15 protein-coding genes, 1 other RNA gene and 1 pseudogene are annotated in these 15,543 nt (G+C 43.2%); 5 read left to right on the forward strand and 12 right to left on the reverse strand.

The genetic code is table 11. The annotated features are described in order from the left end of the window. The first annotated feature begins 124 nt into the window (after nucleotides 1-124). Together ACFQU8_RS02595 and ACFQU8_RS02600 are read left to right on the forward strand one after the other, a co-directional pair. On the forward strand, nucleotides 125-979 hold the full coding sequence (locus ACFQU8_RS02595) for a YitT family protein (RefSeq protein ID WP_382357607.1): 855 nt from the start codon (nucleotides 125-127) through the stop codon (nucleotides 977-979). 257 nt (nucleotides 980-1,236) lie between these two features. Continuing rightward, nucleotides 1,237-1,395: pseudogene (locus ACFQU8_RS02600) on the forward strand (transcriptional repressor); the annotation flags it as partial. A gap of 61 nt (nucleotides 1,396-1,456) precedes the next feature. Here ACFQU8_RS02600 and ACFQU8_RS02605 read toward each other — a convergent pair. After that, nucleotides 1,457-2,677 (reverse strand): C40 family peptidase, encoded by a 1,221-nt coding sequence (locus ACFQU8_RS02605; RefSeq protein ID WP_382357608.1) that lies wholly within the window; start codon nucleotides 2,675-2,677, stop codon nucleotides 1,457-1,459. Between the two features lie 330 nt (nucleotides 2,678-3,007). On the opposite strand from ACFQU8_RS02605, the gene ACFQU8_RS02610 reads away from it, so the two are divergent. Continuing rightward, a complete protein-coding gene (locus ACFQU8_RS02610) occupies nucleotides 3,008-4,033 on the forward strand; it encodes an FUSC family protein (RefSeq protein ID WP_382357609.1) in 1,026 nt (341 codons plus the stop codon). Between the two features lie 64 nt (nucleotides 4,034-4,097). Here the strand turns inward: ACFQU8_RS02610 and ACFQU8_RS02615 are convergent, their stop codons facing one another. Together ACFQU8_RS02615 and ACFQU8_RS02620 are read right to left on the reverse strand one after the other, a co-directional pair. After that, complete coding sequence (locus ACFQU8_RS02615; RefSeq protein WP_382357610.1) at nucleotides 4,098-5,093, reverse strand: LLM class flavin-dependent oxidoreductase; 996 nt, start codon at nucleotides 5,091-5,093, stop codon at nucleotides 4,098-4,100. A 4-nt stretch (nucleotides 5,094-5,097) separates the two neighbouring features. Further along, a complete protein-coding gene (locus ACFQU8_RS02620; RefSeq protein ID WP_382357611.1) occupies nucleotides 5,098-5,691 on the reverse strand; it encodes a DUF1836 domain-containing protein in 594 nt (197 codons plus the stop codon). A 145-nt stretch (nucleotides 5,692-5,836) separates the two neighbouring features. Between ACFQU8_RS02620 and trhA the strand changes: the two genes are divergently transcribed. Continuing rightward, nucleotides 5,837-6,487, forward strand: coding sequence for a PAQR family membrane homeostasis protein TrhA (gene trhA, locus ACFQU8_RS02625; RefSeq protein ID WP_382357612.1), 651 nt, complete (start codon nucleotides 5,837-5,839; stop codon nucleotides 6,485-6,487). 125 nt (nucleotides 6,488-6,612) lie between these two features. Here trhA and ACFQU8_RS02630 read toward each other — a convergent pair whose 3' ends face one another. From ACFQU8_RS02630 to ACFQU8_RS02660, 7 genes are all read right to left on the reverse strand, one after another. Continuing rightward, the gene (locus tag ACFQU8_RS02630; protein ID WP_382357613.1) at nucleotides 6,613-7,011 is read right to left on the reverse strand and encodes a hypothetical protein; all 399 of its coding nucleotides are present in this window, start codon (nucleotides 7,009-7,011) and stop codon (nucleotides 6,613-6,615) included. A 201-nt stretch (nucleotides 7,012-7,212) separates the two neighbouring features. Next, nucleotides 7,213-7,578: a transfer-messenger RNA gene (gene ssrA / locus ACFQU8_RS02635) on the reverse strand. Between the two features lie 116 nt (nucleotides 7,579-7,694). Then, nucleotides 7,695-8,162, reverse strand: a complete 468-nt coding sequence (gene smpB / locus ACFQU8_RS02640) for an SsrA-binding protein SmpB (protein WP_382357615.1) — start codon at nucleotides 8,160-8,162, stop codon at nucleotides 7,695-7,697. A 123-nt stretch (nucleotides 8,163-8,285) separates the two neighbouring features. Then, on the reverse strand, nucleotides 8,286-9,227 hold the full coding sequence (locus tag ACFQU8_RS02645) for a metal ABC transporter solute-binding protein, Zn/Mn family (RefSeq protein ID WP_382357616.1): 942 nt from the start codon (nucleotides 9,225-9,227) through the stop codon (nucleotides 8,286-8,288). Between the two features lie 336 nt (nucleotides 9,228-9,563). Beyond that, complete coding sequence (locus ACFQU8_RS02650; RefSeq protein WP_382357617.1) at nucleotides 9,564-10,508, reverse strand: metal ABC transporter solute-binding protein, Zn/Mn family; 945 nt, start codon at nucleotides 10,506-10,508, stop codon at nucleotides 9,564-9,566. 43 nt (nucleotides 10,509-10,551) lie between these two features. Continuing rightward, nucleotides 10,552-11,412, reverse strand: a complete 861-nt coding sequence (locus ACFQU8_RS02655) for a metal ABC transporter permease (RefSeq protein WP_382357618.1) — start codon at nucleotides 11,410-11,412, stop codon at nucleotides 10,552-10,554. Then, nucleotides 11,412-12,155 carry a metal ABC transporter ATP-binding protein gene (locus ACFQU8_RS02660; RefSeq protein WP_382357619.1) on the reverse strand — a complete coding sequence of 248 codons (744 nt, stop codon included), beginning with the start codon at nucleotides 12,153-12,155 and terminating at the stop codon, nucleotides 11,412-11,414. The genes ACFQU8_RS02655 and ACFQU8_RS02660 overlap by 1 nt, the downstream gene beginning before the upstream one ends. A gap of 407 nt (nucleotides 12,156-12,562) precedes the next feature. Between ACFQU8_RS02660 and codA the strand changes: the two genes are divergently transcribed. Then, nucleotides 12,563-13,810: a cytosine deaminase gene (gene codA, locus ACFQU8_RS02665; protein ID WP_382357620.1), complete on the forward strand. Its 1,248-nt coding sequence runs from the start codon at nucleotides 12,563-12,565 to the stop codon at nucleotides 13,808-13,810. A 106-nt stretch (nucleotides 13,811-13,916) separates the two neighbouring features. Here the strand turns inward: codA and ACFQU8_RS02670 are convergent, their stop codons facing one another. Next, a complete protein-coding gene (locus ACFQU8_RS02670) occupies nucleotides 13,917-14,540 on the reverse strand; it encodes a DUF3298 and DUF4163 domain-containing protein (protein ID WP_382357621.1) in 624 nt (207 codons plus the stop codon). 110 nt (nucleotides 14,541-14,650) lie between these two features. After that, nucleotides 14,651-15,367 carry a phosphatase PAP2 family protein gene (locus tag ACFQU8_RS02675; RefSeq protein ID WP_382357622.1) on the reverse strand — a complete coding sequence of 239 codons (717 nt, stop codon included), beginning with the start codon at nucleotides 15,365-15,367 and terminating at the stop codon, nucleotides 14,651-14,653. Nucleotides 15,368-15,543: the final 176 nt, after the last annotated feature.

Consider the following 15,543-nt stretch of genomic DNA (forward strand, 5'->3'; position numbering starts at 1 on the left):
TGACTCAGCAAACTGCGTTAAAATAATAGCGGTTATTTGTACTAAAGGCTGAAAATGCTTGATTCAGGATACAGCCATAATTATGTCTCGCTTATCGATTTATTACAGAAAGGATTTACATACTATGACGAAACAGGTTCTTCGCGACTATGCTCTGGTGATCATTGGCGCTACACTGGTGGGCATTGCTTATAATCTATTTCTCCTGCCCTCACGACTGGCGGCAGGCGGTATATCAGGGGTCAGTACCATTATTTACGAGGTCTATAATATAAGCCCCGCAACGTCCCAATTTTTAATTAATATTCCTATATTTATTCTTGGATGGATTACGCTGGGGAAAGATTTCAGCTGGAAAGCCCTGCTCGGTACATTTTGGGTGCCATTGATCATCTATTTAACTGCCGATTTTCCTTATACTGTAACCAATCCGGTATTGGGAACACTTTACGGTGCTATCATTCTCGGCACTGGTCTGGGCACTGTATTTAAAGGCGGCGGATCAACCGGCGGAACAGCCTCAATTGCCCAGGTTGTCAAAAAATTTACAGGGATATCAAGCGGCTATTCCCAATTGATTGTGGACGGCATGGTTGTGGTTTCCTCAATCATCGTATTCAACCTTGAATTGACCCTGTTTGCACTCATATGCATCTATCTTACAGGCAAAACGATTGATGTTGTTCAGCTGCGCACGTCTGCGACAAAACTGATGATGATCATCACGGAAGACGAAGCCAGCATCCAGCGTATTATCCACGAACAAATTGACCGCGGGCTGACGAAGGTGCGTTCCATCGGGGGCTACACCAATCAGAACCAGACAATGATTCTTTGTGTGGCAGATCAGCAGGAAGCCGTGAAAATCAAAGGGCTTCTGCAGGATAAAGAGCCAACAGCCTTTGTCGTGTTTCTAAATGCATCCGAAGTATTAGGACGCGGATTCTCGCTCAACAAGTATTACGGCCAGAAATTTTAAAAGCACTTATTCAAAACCGGCATCTCGCCGGTTTTTTGTTTGAAGCACAGTCCTGAGACACTCACTCACCTTTGGCCTGATCTGTTGGTCACCTTTCGTCATTTTTTATGAGCCATCAATAGGGAATTTAACGGCCATGGCAGATAGTGATGCCTTCATTTATCTTGGCTGTGGTATGGAATCCTTTGCCGACACCACCACGACTATAATCCACACATGTGGCTGGATCCCAAACGAATGATAGCTATGTCAGTGATAATTCTCACCATCACCACTTTATTTGCAAGAATTGCGGAAAAACAAAAGAAGTGACTATATGCCCGATGGACGGTATCCAAAAAAGCTTAGAGTGTTATGTCATTGAAGGACACATATTTGAAATTTATGGTTTATGCCCATTATGTCAGACATCATAAATAAGAAGCTCATCCACTAAGGGATGAGCTTCTTATTTATCAAGCGAATCGGTTGTCGTCATTATTGTACACTGCGTACATGGCCTTTGAAGTGGTTTTCCCAATATGAATTATTCATATTAGCAACACCTACACCACCGCTGCTTTGTGCCCCAAGGAATTTATTATTGCCCAAGTAAATGCCGACATGGCCATTTGTTTTATACGTATCAAAAAACACGAGGTCTCCCCGCTGAGCATTGCTGAGAGATACTTTTGATCCAACACTCTGCAAAGCTGCCGTGCTGGATGGAAGCGATACACCAGCTTGGCCGTATGCCCACGATACGAATCCAGAGCAATCAAAACCGCTAGGTCCCTTTCCAGCTGTTACATATGGTGTGCCTGTTTGTGAATACCCAGCTTGGATGGCGGAACTGACCGTGCTGCCGCTCGTCTGATTTGCCGTGTGTGACGTACCTGCATCAGAAGAAGACGCCTTTGATGATGAAGCTGATGCAGCGGATTGATTTGAATTGTCGGTACCGCCGGATACGTCTGAGCTATTGGAATGATCCGTCAGTTCTTTTTCAACAGCAGCAAGGCTTTCATCTTTATTTTCCAGATCGTTTTTCATGCTGTTTAAATGTTCTTTCTTCTTCTTCAGTTTTTCTTTGTCGTTTTCATTTTGCTCTTTTTGAGCCTCAATGGTTTCACTCATACCTTTGATTTCAACTTTCATATCTTTAAGATCTGAAAGTTCTTCTTTTTTAGCATCTTTGTTCTCCTGTAATTCTGCCTTATCTGTCTCCTGCCGCTCCATCATTTCTTTATCAGAGTCAGCAATCTTGGAAACGGCAGACAAGCGGTTAATCATATCTTGAAAATTTTTCGAGCCAAAAATAACTTGCAGATAGCTTATGTCCCCGCCGTTTTCCTGAAGTGAAACCAGTCGATCACTCAAAACCTTTTTCCGTTTCGCTATCTTGTCTTTAAGTGCCGATACATCATCATTAATCCTATCTATATCATCTTCTGTTTCGGATATTTTCGCTTTCGTTTCCTTCATTTTTTGTTTATTTTTATCCTGCGCTTCGCTGGTCGATTTAATTCTATCAGTTAATTTGTCCAGCTTCTGCATAACGTTTGCGATGTCTGATTCGGTATCTGACAGGTTATCCTGCACCTGAGCCTGTTCGTTTTTTACGTCCTGTAATTGTTCTGCATGTACATCGGCCGTCCAAGAGACACTGCCAACTAATAGAGCACCAGCCGTAATAGCTGTTCCAATAAATTTTTTCATCTTTCGTTCTTCACTCCCCGTATGTAATACGTAAATGCTTTATGTATGTGTTGCAGTAACGACTCTCTATGCTGTCTATATGATATAAGCAGTTTAAGTTAAATCCCACTATAACAGATGAAGATAACACACATATTATAGAGAGATTACAATTGTATTTCAAAACGCATTATCTGCCCATATTAAAAGTCTATTGGCCATAGACTAATATAATCTGGCCATTTTGTACGGGGAATGAATAGGAATGGAACAAAACATAAGTTATTTACAAAAATAGTTGCAAATTAACAAGGAACTTGAAATAATACCTTTATAAGGAGCAAACCCAACATGAAAGTGTTTAAACATTTTAAACTTGTAGGTAACCGCATTGTTAAAACAGGCTTATCCATCTTTATAACGGCATGGATTTGTGTGCTATTGGACTGGCCGCCAGTTTTCGCTGTTATTACAGCCATTGTAACGCTTGAGCCCACAGTCACGAATTCAATTCAAAAAGGACTGATTCGTTTTCCGGCTTCTGCTATTGGATCGGCCTATGCCGTCCTCTTTATATCGTTGTTCGGCAATTCGCCTATCACTTATACACTGGCAGCTGTATTTACAATAGCGACATGTGTCCGGCTGAAACTGCACACCGGACTTTTCGTTGCCACCTTAACATCCGTTGCTATGGTTGAAGTGATTCATACGAACATCCTTGTGGCCTTTTTTATCCGGCTGGGGACGACAACAGTTGGTCTGATTGTCTCGACCGTCGTCAACTTATTTGTGCTTCCGCCGGATTATACAAAAGCGATTACAAAAAAACTGCGTGCCATCGAACATACAACAGCCGTTACAATTGAAAAGTCATTTGCAGGCATTTTCCGTCAGGATAATCAGGATGATACTATTGAACAGGAACTTTACGATCAGCTGGCGGACACAATTCAGCAAACAGAAACACTGGCGCGGTTTCAAAGAGAAGAAACCAGATACCATCCGCTTGTCGGAAAAGAAAAAACGGAATTCCAGCGCCTGCAATATCAACTTATTCGCCTGCAGCAAATTCATTATCATATTGGCAACTTGAATTACTCTGTTTTTAAAAATACAAAATTCACGGCAAGCGAACAGCGAATCATTCTAGATGCTGCTTACAGCCTTGCCCGCTCGCTCAAGCAACGGATCACTTATGATGAAGCGGTTCATAAAGGGTATTTGAATCAATTGACAGATATTTTTTGGGCGGACAGTGAAGATATGGCAAAAAGCAAACAGACGCCAAACCGTTTTCCGCCTGATGTGATTATGCTATACGAACTGGTGTCCATCTATAATCTGGTCGAACGCTATTATAATAACCTGTCATAACACACTGATTTTATACAGAAACGGAATCAGAATTATGCTTATACATAAGAGCTTTTCATGTGACTCAGAGCATTTCACGAGCAATCAGTTCGTACGATTTTGCCCGTGCTTCATAACTGTGCGTAATCGTAACAATCATCCATTCATCAACCTGATAGATTGACTGCAGTTCGTTCAGCTGCTGCTTGACTTCTTGTGGATTGCCTATGATCGTCTTGTCCGCCATAGTCTGAATTGTGTCTTTTTCGTCATCCGTATACGTATAAGATTTAGCCTCATGAACCTCAGGAATTTTTCCGTCTCCCTCGCCTTTATCACCTTTGATACGCCACAATTGGTTGCTCAATGCCAGATCATGTGCTTCTTCAGTTGTATCTGCACATACAACGGCAACAGTCACAATAGTTTCCGGTGTCTGCTCAGGATGCTGCTCCCTGAACTTATCTTTATACGTTTTGGTGATAGCAGGACCATCCTGAGCACCCATGAACTGACCAAATACATAAGGAAGCCCCTTTTCGGCAGCAGCAATGGCACTTTTATCACTTGTACCAAGCATCCACGGTTTTGGCTCAACGGATGGAACAGGTGTTGGCTTAACCCTGGCATACATTGCATCCTTATCGAAACTGCTATGCAAGAAATTCTGCAGTTCATCAATTTTCTCTGGAACATCCCGGACGTTTTGCAGAAAGTTTCCTGACAGCGCCTGCGATGCTTCAGCAGATCCTCCAGGAGCACGCCCGATCCCTAAGTCGATTCTGCCGGGGTATAAGGTTGCCAGCAAATTATACGTTTCAGCCACACGAAACGGCTTATAATGCGGCAGCAGGACAGCACCTGCACCAATCCGAATCTGGCTGGTCCGGGCTCCTACCATGCCCAGCATTACATCCGGGTTAGGGCAGGCAAGTCCGGCCATATCATGATGCTCGGCGATCCAATAACGCGTGTAGCCTAGCCTGTCAGCCAGTACGGCAAGGTCTGCTGATGCCTGCAGCGCTTCCTGCGGCGTTTTTCCGGATGCAATTGGTGATTGATCTAATATACTTAGTTTCACAGCCCTATCTTCCTTCCTTTAGGTTACTCATATCTGTTGCGAGGTCGTCAACAAGCTTTTCAGCAGCTCTGCGATAATAATTGCTCATCGCTGTAAATACAGCAATCAACAAAAGCTGCTCCAAATACGCTCTGTCAGGACCTTCGGCTTTATCAAGCGTCTGGCTGACTTCCTGCTGCTGATCCTGTATAGCTTCAGAAAATTTATTAACGTTATCATCAAGCAGCTGCAAATACTGCTCATAAAACTGTTGTAAGTCAAACCCCTCATCGGTCACTTTATAATTAAGCTGGTTCAGAGCTGTCTTCACATCACTGATCGACAAAGCTCCTTTCATCTGATAAATCATGCTGATCAGAAGCAGATGTTCTTTGGTGTATTTTTTGTTTTCCACCGGGAAAAATAACTTCCCCTTGGCGTAATTATTAATCATGGTTTTTGTGAGAACTTTATCGTCCGGATAGCGGGTTGTATTGTCAAATTGACGTTCAAATAACTGAATGACTTGATCCATATACAAATTCAGGTCTGGTATATCATCCGGACGCAAATAATGGTTTAAATGAAGACTTTCAGCTAATTCTTTCATATTTTCCATCGCAAAGACCTCTACTTGTTTATTGTTTCCAAATTAATTATACGTCAGGGTTTGCTCAAAGTAAATCATTGACGCCTTAGCGATAAGCATATATTATGTTTATATCGTTTTGAAAACTATGTATGATTGTGAGGATATTACATAAATGCCCTTTTCTATCCGTGAGCCCGTGAACGCCTTGACTCACTTAGCTGGTGCTATTTTATCAGTCGCGGGACTCATTGCTTTGATTGTTAAAGCGTCCACCACAGCATCGAACTCCACCCTCGCGGTAATGGCCGTGACCATATTCGGTATTAGTCTGATTCTGTTATACAGTGCCTCAGCGACATTTCACATGGTCGTTGCAAAAGATCACATTATTCATTTTCTGCAGCGAATTGACCACTCGATGATTTTCGTGCTGATTGCGGGCACCTATACGCCCCTCTGTCTGATCAGCCTGAACGGCACCATAGGATGGGTGCTGTTTGCCATCATCACAGGCTTGGCTGCAGCAGGGATTATCTTTAAACTGGTCTGGTTCCACGCACCGCGGTTACTATCAACCGCACTGTATGTTGCAATGGGCTGGCTGATTGTTTTCTTCAGTTCCACGCTTTGGCCAATTCTCGGCGACGGCGGCATGCTAATGCTCATCATTGGAGGTATCTTTTATACAATTGGGGCCTTTATTTATTGGCTAAAGCCCTCTTTTTTATCTTTTAAATATATGGGTTTTCATGAAATATTCCATATATTCATCTTGCTTGGCAGCCTATTCCACTTTATTTGTGTTTACGGCTATGTCCTTTAATGCTCCCTTATACTGCTGGCAAACTGGAAAGCAGGAAGCGTATTTGTCTGCCACATAAAAACACTTCCTGCTAAAGGCAAAGGGGTATAACGCTGACATCACACCGTGCAGCGAAAGGGACTAACCTAAAAAGGAACAGGGATGTAAATAAACTGGATTTCAATCAGAATTCGCCTCCCCCCCCCTTTCCACCAATTCACTCGGAATCTTCCATGCTTGCCATTTATAGCTCGAACCACAATATAGTTTGTCGTCGTCTCTTCAAAAGCCGTGCTTAATACATCATTACTTTCTTTATTCATCCCTATTAAATTGCCATTATCATCATGAAGCGATAGGCCATGGCTGCCACTGTTGCCAGAATGATGTTCTACATCAAAGTAAATCCTTTCACCTTGCTCGCCATGGATAGGAATCAAATGCTCACCATTAAAATAGTCGTATTCAACCTCTACAAATGTATCTCCTGTCGTAACATCCCACCCCACTTTTGTTGTAAGATAAGAAGACGTCTTCGTTATCAACAAAACGTGTCAGTATTGCTGTGATCGACTTTAAACGCACCCTCACCTAAAAAAGCACCTCCTAAATTGGAATAGGAGGTGCTTTTTTATCGTTCATATGTCCGCGAAGTTATTCCGGATCAATACTTTGAAATAACATGTTACCAATAATGTTACCAGAAAAATAAAAGCCCCGCAAAAGCGGGGTGTTCTCCACATATGTAGTGGAGACGGCGGGAATCGAACCCGCGTCCAGAGATATCGCCACTCGGACATCTACACGCATAGCTGACATATTATCATTCGCTGACTGTTCAGCCTGTCAACGGGCTTCCCAGCAGCTAGTCTGATTGGGTTCTGCCGCTGTCCTCAGACGGGGGACAGCGGAATAGCCCGCTTCATTTGAGACCCTTCAATCTGCCACGCGGGCGACAGCAGGAAGGATCGCTCCAGTCAGTGCTTAGGCAGCTGCTAGAGCTGGTTCTTGATTATCTTCGTCGTTTAAATTTAACGAGTAACGTTTTACGAGCCGTAACCTCGACGCGCAGTCCGAGCTCAATCTATCCCTGTCGAATCCGTAACGTCCCCATGTAAAAAGGATGACAAATACGATCAGTAAGAATGAACTCTATTCAATTGTTTTTATCACGACAAAATTTATTATAACAAACATCTGTTAAAAGTCAAGAAACCAGCCGCAATACTCAGCGCATGTTCTCTTTCACAGCACGTTCAGCATCACGCTTCATCTGCCTGCGCTTCATGTCTTCTCGTTTGTCATGTTTCTTTTTCCCTTTACCAAGACCTATCAGAGCCTTAGCCACACCATTTTTGATATAAACCTTTAACGGTACAAGCGCATAGCCTTTTTGCTGGATTAAACCGGACAGCTTAACAATTTCACTGCGGTGCAGCAGCAGTTTTCGCGAACGTGTCGGATCATGATTAAACTGATTCCCCTGTTCATACGGTGCAATATGCATATTAATTAATTGCACTTCACCGTGACGGTCAATCCGGGCATGCGAGTCCTTCAGATTAATCCGGCCGGCACGGATTGATTTAATCTCGGTGCCCTGCAGTACAAGACCGGCTTCATATGTTTCTTCTACCGAAAACTCATGCCGCGCTTTTTTATTTTGCGCAAGCGTCTTCCCATTTCCTTTTGGCATACATACGTCCTCCTACTGCTTCAGTCCAGCTTATTCTAACAGAAATGCATCTCAATGCCAACTGACTATGCTGCTCATCACGTTGCTATAAGCGATCTCTTCTGGATTTAGACCGGAACAACATCAGTTATCGGTCAGACCAGTATAAATAACGTCGAGATTATAATTTAAATACTTAATGTAAGTATCGGCCTCTTCACCCTGTGCACCGATTTCACCCGAGTAAATGGGTTTATCATAGATCGGCACACCGGATTCATTGGACACTGTTTTCATTGGTCTTTTATCGTGATTTGATTCGACAAACAAGGCAGGCGGCGCATTTTTTTCAATGAAGGCTACAAGGTCTTTTATTTGCTCCGGTGTGCCATTTTCCTGTGTGTCGATTTCATACAGATAGCCTTCTTTGAAACCGTAATGATCCGCTAAATATTGATAAGATCGCTCACTTGTAACAAGAATACGATCTTCCTCTGGGATGTTCCCTAATTTTTGATCATAATCCTGTTCGACCTCTTTCAAACGATCCATAAACTCATCACCCTGTTGTTTGTACGCATCTTCCCGGTCGGGATCAGCTTCAATCAAAGCATCGCGGATATTGGCAGCCATTTTTAGACCATTGTCCGGATCAATAAAATCGTGCGGGTTTTGTTCTGTTTTATGATCACCGCCGCCAATATATAGCGGTTCAATACCTTTTGAAGCGGAGAAAACATGAGATTCATCCTGCCCAACGGCGTCGATCATTTTGAAAAACCAGCCATCTTCGCCGCCTTCCAGATTCAATCCATTATACAGAAGCACATCAGCATCTGCTGCCTGTTTATTGTCTTCAGGAACTGGTTCATAGTCGTGTGGCTCCGTTCCGGTTGGCACAAGATTATGAACCTCGACATAATCACCGCCAATTTGCTCTGCCATATCCTTTAGAACGGTGAATGACGTGACCACCTGCAGCTTATTATCAGCACTCTTTTCTGAATCACTGTCTTCTCGGTCCCCGCAGGCAGTCAGCAATAATATACTGAATATAACTGATGCTAACACTAACGTTTTTTTCATGCTTGATCGTATACTCCTTTAGGCCATTATATAATGGCTATATGCTTCCAATGTGTACACTTCCAATGGCTATACGGTTCACACTTGTCCAAGGCTTTGCTGGGCAGACGACATATGCCAAAATAAAAAACCGGCAGCAGAGCTCCGGATTCATTTGAAAATGCATATCCCAGATGGACAGCCATCGGGCTGGAATACACTCACTTATTCCAATAACCATGCGATTTATTTTAACAGATATCGCTTACTAAGCCAATTCAAATCTCTGACTGCCAGCCATCTCTCTAAAAAATAAAAGCCTCCTTTGTCTGCCAGCAGGCAAAGGAGGCTTTTATTTTAGCGGGACAGCCCATCATGAAGGATATCAAGATTATAATTCAGATACTTAACGTAGGTATCAACTTCTTCACCCTGTTCACCGATTTCATCAGAGTAGATAGGTTTATCATAGATAGGTGCGCCGGACTCATCAGATACCGTTTCCATTGGTCTTTCATCCACATTTGACTCCACAAATAAGGCAGGTGGATCGTTCTTTTCAATAAAGGATACGAGGTCTTTGATCTGCTCCGGTGTACCGTTTTCCTCTGTATCAATTTCGTAAACAAAACCTTCCTTCATGTTGTAATGATCTGCTAAATACTGATAGGCCCGCTCACTTGTCACGAGGATACGATCTTCAGCAGGAATGTCGCCTAGTTTTTCACCGTAATCCTGTTCAATTTTTTGAAGCCGGTCGATATAATCATCGCCTTGTTTCTGATACACATCCTCTCGGTCAGGGTCAACTGCAATCAGCGCATCACGTACATTTTCTGCCATCTTAATGCCATTATCCGGATCAATAAAATCGTGCGGATTTTGTTCTTTATCATGTTCACCGCCTCCGATATACATTGGCTCAACACCTTCTGAGGCAGCAAACACATTCGATTCGTCCTGTCCAACGGCGTCGATCATTTTAAAAAACCAGCCGTCTTCTCCACCCTCAAGATTCATACCATTATACAGCAAAAGATCAGCATCTGTTGCGTTTTTAATATCCTCAGGAAGCGGCTCATATTCGTGCGGGTCTGTTCCCGTTGGCACGAGATTGTGAACGTCAACATGATCGCCTCCAATTTGTTCAACCATATCCTTAAGAATGGTGAATGAGGCAATCACCTGCAGCTTATCATCATCACCCTTTTCTGCCCCGCTTTCTGATGCTTTTTCTCCTCCACAGGCAGCCAGCAGCAACATACTCAGGAGGACGACGGCTGCCAATATAAATTTCTTCATTATAAAAATCACTCCTCATTAATCACTGTCAAAATACGTTTAATTAGTTGCCAAGACTTGCACGTCGTCTATTGGCGCGCAGCTTACGCCAGACAATACCCTGTTTAGGGGCAAACAAAAATGCCAGAAGAAATAGGCCAGCTGTAGCCATAGCGATAATAGGTCCCGAAGGCAGATCAGTCATATTGCTGATATATAGCCCGATGACCGATGAAAGTGCACCAAAAAATGCTGCCAGACCAATCATCTTTGATAATTTGTTGGTTAACAGATAGGCTGTTGACGCCGGTGTAATAAGCATCGCCACAACAAGAATGACACCGACAGTCCTGAGTGAGGCAACGGTTACAAGCGTCAAAAGCACCATAATACCGTAATGAATCAGACGTGTTTTCAATCCATATGCTGCAGCCATCGTCTCATCAAAACTGGATATAAGCAGTTCTTTATAGAAAAGAAACACTGACACCAGTACGATAATACCGATGACAATTGTCAGCCACATATCGGACGGTCTTACGGCGAGTACGTTACCAAACAAGATCTGTTCAAGATTAGTAGCACTTTTGGCAACTGTGATCAGGACGATCCCCAGTGCAAGAGCCGTTGAGAAGACAATACCGATGGAGGCATCACTTTTAACACGACTGTTCTGATCAATAACACCAATACCCAGCGCCGCTAAAATGCCGACAACAACAGCACCATAAAAATAGTTAATGCCCATCATATACGAGATAGCAACACCAGGAAGAACCGCGTGGGAAATCGCATCACCCATCAAAGCCATACCGCGCAGGACGATAAAACTTCCAACAATGCCACATATAATGCCAACGATGACAGATGTGATAAAGGCCCGGCGCAAAAACTCGTAGTCTAATAGATCCTGGATAAAATCCATTACATGCCACCTCCCATACTTCCAGCCATAGTAAATGGCATTCCATAAGCCTTTTCCATATTTTTCGCCTGGAACACCGTCTGAACAGGACCGGCACCGTACAGTTCTTTATTGATAAGAATCAGTTCGTCAAAATACTCCTTCACTTTGGACAAGTCATGGTGCACAACAAAGATAGTCTTACCCTGCTGCTGCAAGTCTCTCAGCATGTTGATAATGACTTCTTCGCTTCCAGCATCAATCCCCACAAAAGGTTCATCAAGAAAGAAATAATCGGCATTCTGCGCTAACGCACGTGCAAGAAACACCCGTTGCTGCTGTCCGCCTGACAATTCGCCAATTTGCGAGTTAGCAAATTCTTCCATGCCGACCTTTTCCAGACACGTTATAGCCCAATCTTTATCGGACTTCTTCGGTCTGTGAAATAAGCCAAGTTTTGGGTATGTGCCCAGTAATACAGTATCTTTCACAATAATTGGGAAATCCCAGTCGATATTGGAGCGCTGCGGAACATAGGCAATCTGCTTGCGCATCTCCTTCAGAGGCCGGTCACCGATTGAAACACTCCCTCGATCATGCGGTATCAATCCAAGAATGGCCTTCATCAGTGTTGACTTGCCAGCCCCGTTCGGTCCAAGGATGCCAATTAGATTGCCCGTTTTAAATGAGAAACTGACATTCTTAAGAACTTCCTTGCCGGAATAGGACACATGTAAATTCTGAATCGTTATCCCCTCATTCATTCGTTCACCCTCCTAAAAAATGTGTTTATTTAAAAAAATTTCACATCTGATATAAAGTTTCCTTCGTGCAACTTTTAGTCATTATAATATATTTCCCTGTGGAAGTAAACACTTTTAACATAAACTCGCAGCTACCGTTAGTTCATGCTGAACAATGTCTTTTGGTAGACCATAATGGCTAAAAAGAAAAACTAGATCAGAAATACAGCAGCGAAAACAAAATGGCTGCATACAAGAGCCTTCTGTGATTTTGAAAGCATTCCCCCATCAGGCATTGTTTAAACGAGCTTGTATTTTTACCCGTAAGTAAATATGCTAAGATAAAACGTGTAACATTCAGCCAATAAAGGTGTTATCAGCCAGTTACATGAGCTAACAAGCTTGCAAACAGAGGAGGATTGAGGAAAATGTTGTTAACGAATGCTAAAATCTATGGACGAAAAGGCAAATGGGATATCGCTGTCCAGGAAGACCGCATACAAGCAATTACAGAATCTGATGACAATACCCAGGCAAGTGACAGCCATACGCTTGATCTTGAGGGAAAAATGGTGCTCCCTCCTTATGTCGAACCACATATCCATCTTGACTATGTCCTGACAGCTGGAACACCAAGATGGAACAAAACCGGCTCCGTTTTTGAAGGGATTGAAATTTGGTCTGAAAGAAAGCAGCTGGTGCAGGAAACAAAGGATGACATTAAAAAACGAGCCAGACAAGCAGTCAGAATGCAAATGAAACACGGCGTCCAGTATGTCCGTACACATGCTGATGTGAGTGATCCCAATTTAACAGGATTAAAAGCCCTGCTTGAACTAAGAGAAGAAGTCAAACCCTATATGGCTATCCAAGTTGTCGCTCTTCCACAAGAAGGTCTCTACACAAAACCTGACGGTGAATCACTGCTTATCCAGGCACTCGAAATGGGGGCAGATGTCGTCGGTGGCATCCCGCATTATGAGCTGACACGCGAAGATGGTGTCCATTCCATTCATAAAATTCTCGACCTGGCGCAGGAATACGATAAACTTGTTGACATTCACTGTGATGAAATTGACGATGACCAGTCCAGGTATGTGGAAGTGCTGGCTGGTGAAGCCCTGAAACGAAATATGGGATCCCGCGTCACAGCAAGTCATACAGCAGCCATGGCTACTTACAGCAACGCATACACCTATAAACTTTTCCAGACACTGAAAAAAACTGGTATGAGTTTTATTGCATTGCCGAAAGCCAATCTGCATTTACAGGGACGGTTTGACAGCTTTCCTGTCGAGCGCGGCGTCACACGTGTCAGAGACATGCTTGAAGAAAACATTAATGTTTCTTTCGGACTTGACTCCATTAAAGACCCCTGGTACCCGCTGGGCGACGGCGATATGATGAGTGTGGTCGACACTGGACTGCATGCCTGTCATATGACCGATTATGATAATATCGTCACAGCACTTAATTTAGTAACGGTTAACGGCGCGAAAACACTCGGCATCGAGAAGGATTATGGTGTAGAAGAAGGTCATCAGGCCAATTTAATCGTTATTGATACAGACTCCGAATATGAAGCAATCCGGACACAGGCACCAGTGCTTTACTCCATCCGCAATGGCGAGATTATCGTTGAAACAAAACCAGCTGAAACACATATGCCCTTTTAAATGAACTATGAAGAATCATAACCATAAAAAACGGAGAAGTCACTGCTTATTCGCAGTTTTCTCCGTTTTTGGCAGTAAAAGGCAACACACAGAATTGCTGTTCTCTCTAACCAGTGCCTGCCATGCGTCCGAACGGTCCATTCTCCTCAACAAGATTCTGCACATCATAAACAGATACCGGAAACATGGGTGCCCCAATATAGCCCGGGGTGATCTCATAAGGCTGAAAATACAAAACAAGCGCTTTATCCGCTATATAGAACATCTGATTAGGAGCTATTCCTGGAAAACCATGCAACAGCGGTATATCTCGTTTGTCAATTTGCCTTTGCACATTTTGAGAAAGAACCGTGGTGTAATGGCTGCCCGGCTTAAACAGGTCCTGAAGGCTGAAGCTTTTACCAGTATGTGTATCAAACGTCAATGATGCCATCAGACTAAGTCCATTAGCATGCTGATAAGCGATGGCATAATTAGTCAGTGTCAGACTTAGAACATGCCGTTGATTCGTTTTAATTTCAAAGGTTCCGATCATTTCTGTAAAAGCATCCGTATTTTGCTGATTGTATTGCTGCTGTCTTAAAACATGTGCCATATCAAAGATTGCTTGATTAATAGACTGCTGCGCCTGACTGTTGGGCAAACCAAAAACCTGCGGATAATAAATTGTTGTCCCCTGCTCTTGCATAACCATGGTTTGTATAGCAACCGGCAGTGCCGACTGAAGCATTTTCCATCATCCTTTACATACGTATTTATATCAGTCTATGCAACGGATGGGATAATGTCCCTGGGCAAAGTCCTCCTCTTTCATTCTCTTGATGTCTTTAAGCAGGCAGATCACGACTGACGTTTTCTTTCTCTGACAAATAGCTTACTTTTATCATGCACATTCACCTTTTGCAGAAGATTGCGCAACGGCTGCAGAGCTGGCAAATAAACGCCAACGGATATAAACACAACAGCCATTCCATATAGAAAACCAGCTAAAACGTCAGAGGGAAAATGAGCACCCAAATAGATACGCGTGATTAACAAAAAGACAATCCATGCCAATGTTAGTAATCCGGCAGCAAGTTTCTTCCAGGTTTGTCTTACAGTAAGAACAATCACCAGACCGATTAGTCCGTAAAAAATCGTAGCAGCCAAACTGTGCCCACTGGGAAAACTCTCGGCAGTCTTGTCAACCAGCTGTAAAAATTGCGGCCGGTCCCGATCAAATATGACTTTCAGAATCTTTCCGATAATGGCTGCACACACAAGTATTGTGCCGCCTAACCATAATCCTTCTGCATAATGGCGTTTATAAAACAGGACGATAACCATAACAACAGTCAGCGCGATAATCAGTCTGATATTGCCAAGCTGGGTTATCTGCGTGATAAAAGCCGTTTTACCTTCAGAGACAATTCCCTGAATCCGCTCAATCCAGGACATATCAAAAGATGTTAACCAGCTCGTATCAAAATAAACGCCCCATGCCACAACGCCAAATAGTAACAAGCAACTAATACCTATTAGGATGAGAGGTATAGCTTCCAATTTTCGTGAATGCATCGTTGTAACCCTCTTTCGTTAATAGACTGGCGTAACATTATCCGTATCGCCCAAATACGCAAAACACGCATAAGCTATGTATAACATAGAAAAGCGTGTTTGTCCCGCATCCTTTTCAAACAGAAAAAGTGCTGACCTATAAGCTGATCAGCACACATCCGAAAAATGCGATTCGC

The sequence above is a fragment of the Lentibacillus kimchii genome, from assembly GCF_042666895.1.
Taxonomy (GTDB): domain Bacteria; phylum Bacillota; class Bacilli; order Bacillales; family Amphibacillaceae; genus Lentibacillus; species Lentibacillus kimchii.

Bases quoted from the DNA above. Each gene is read 5' to 3' on its own strand.
- ACFQU8_RS02595 (WP_382357607.1), top strand. From the start codon at position 125: ATGACGAAACAGGTTCTTCGCGACTATGCTCTGGTGATCATTGGCGCT.
- ACFQU8_RS02605 (WP_382357608.1), bottom strand. From the start codon at position 2,677: ATGAAAAAATTTATTGGAACAGCTATTACGGCTGGTGCTCTATTAGTT.
- ACFQU8_RS02610 (WP_382357609.1), top strand. From the start codon at position 3,008: ATGAAAGTGTTTAAACATTTTAAACTTGTAGGTAACCGCATTGTTAAA.
- ACFQU8_RS02620 (WP_382357611.1), bottom strand. From the start codon at position 5,691: ATGGAAAATATGAAAGAATTAGCTGAAAGTCTTCATTTAAACCATTAT.
- trhA (WP_382357612.1), top strand. From the start codon at position 5,837: ATGCCCTTTTCTATCCGTGAGCCCGTGAACGCCTTGACTCACTTAGCT.
- smpB (WP_382357615.1), bottom strand. From the start codon at position 8,162: ATGCCAAAAGGAAATGGGAAGACGCTTGCGCAAAATAAAAAAGCGCGG.
- ACFQU8_RS02645 (WP_382357616.1), bottom strand. From the start codon at position 9,227: ATGAAAAAAACGTTAGTGTTAGCATCAGTTATATTCAGTATATTATTG.
- ACFQU8_RS02650 (WP_382357617.1), bottom strand. From the start codon at position 10,508: ATGAAGAAATTTATATTGGCAGCCGTCGTCCTCCTGAGTATGTTGCTG.
- ACFQU8_RS02655 (WP_382357618.1), bottom strand. From the start codon at position 11,412: ATGGATTTTATCCAGGATCTATTAGACTACGAGTTTTTGCGCCGGGCC.
- ACFQU8_RS02660 (WP_382357619.1), bottom strand. From the start codon at position 12,155: ATGAATGAGGGGATAACGATTCAGAATTTACATGTGTCCTATTCCGGC.
- codA (WP_382357620.1), top strand. From the start codon at position 12,563: ATGTTGTTAACGAATGCTAAAATCTATGGACGAAAAGGCAAATGGGAT.
- ACFQU8_RS02670 (WP_382357621.1), bottom strand. From the start codon at position 14,540: ATGCTTCAGTCGGCACTGCCGGTTGCTATACAAACCATGGTTATGCAA.
- ACFQU8_RS02675 (WP_382357622.1), bottom strand. From the start codon at position 15,367: ATGCATTCACGAAAATTGGAAGCTATACCTCTCATCCTAATAGGTATT.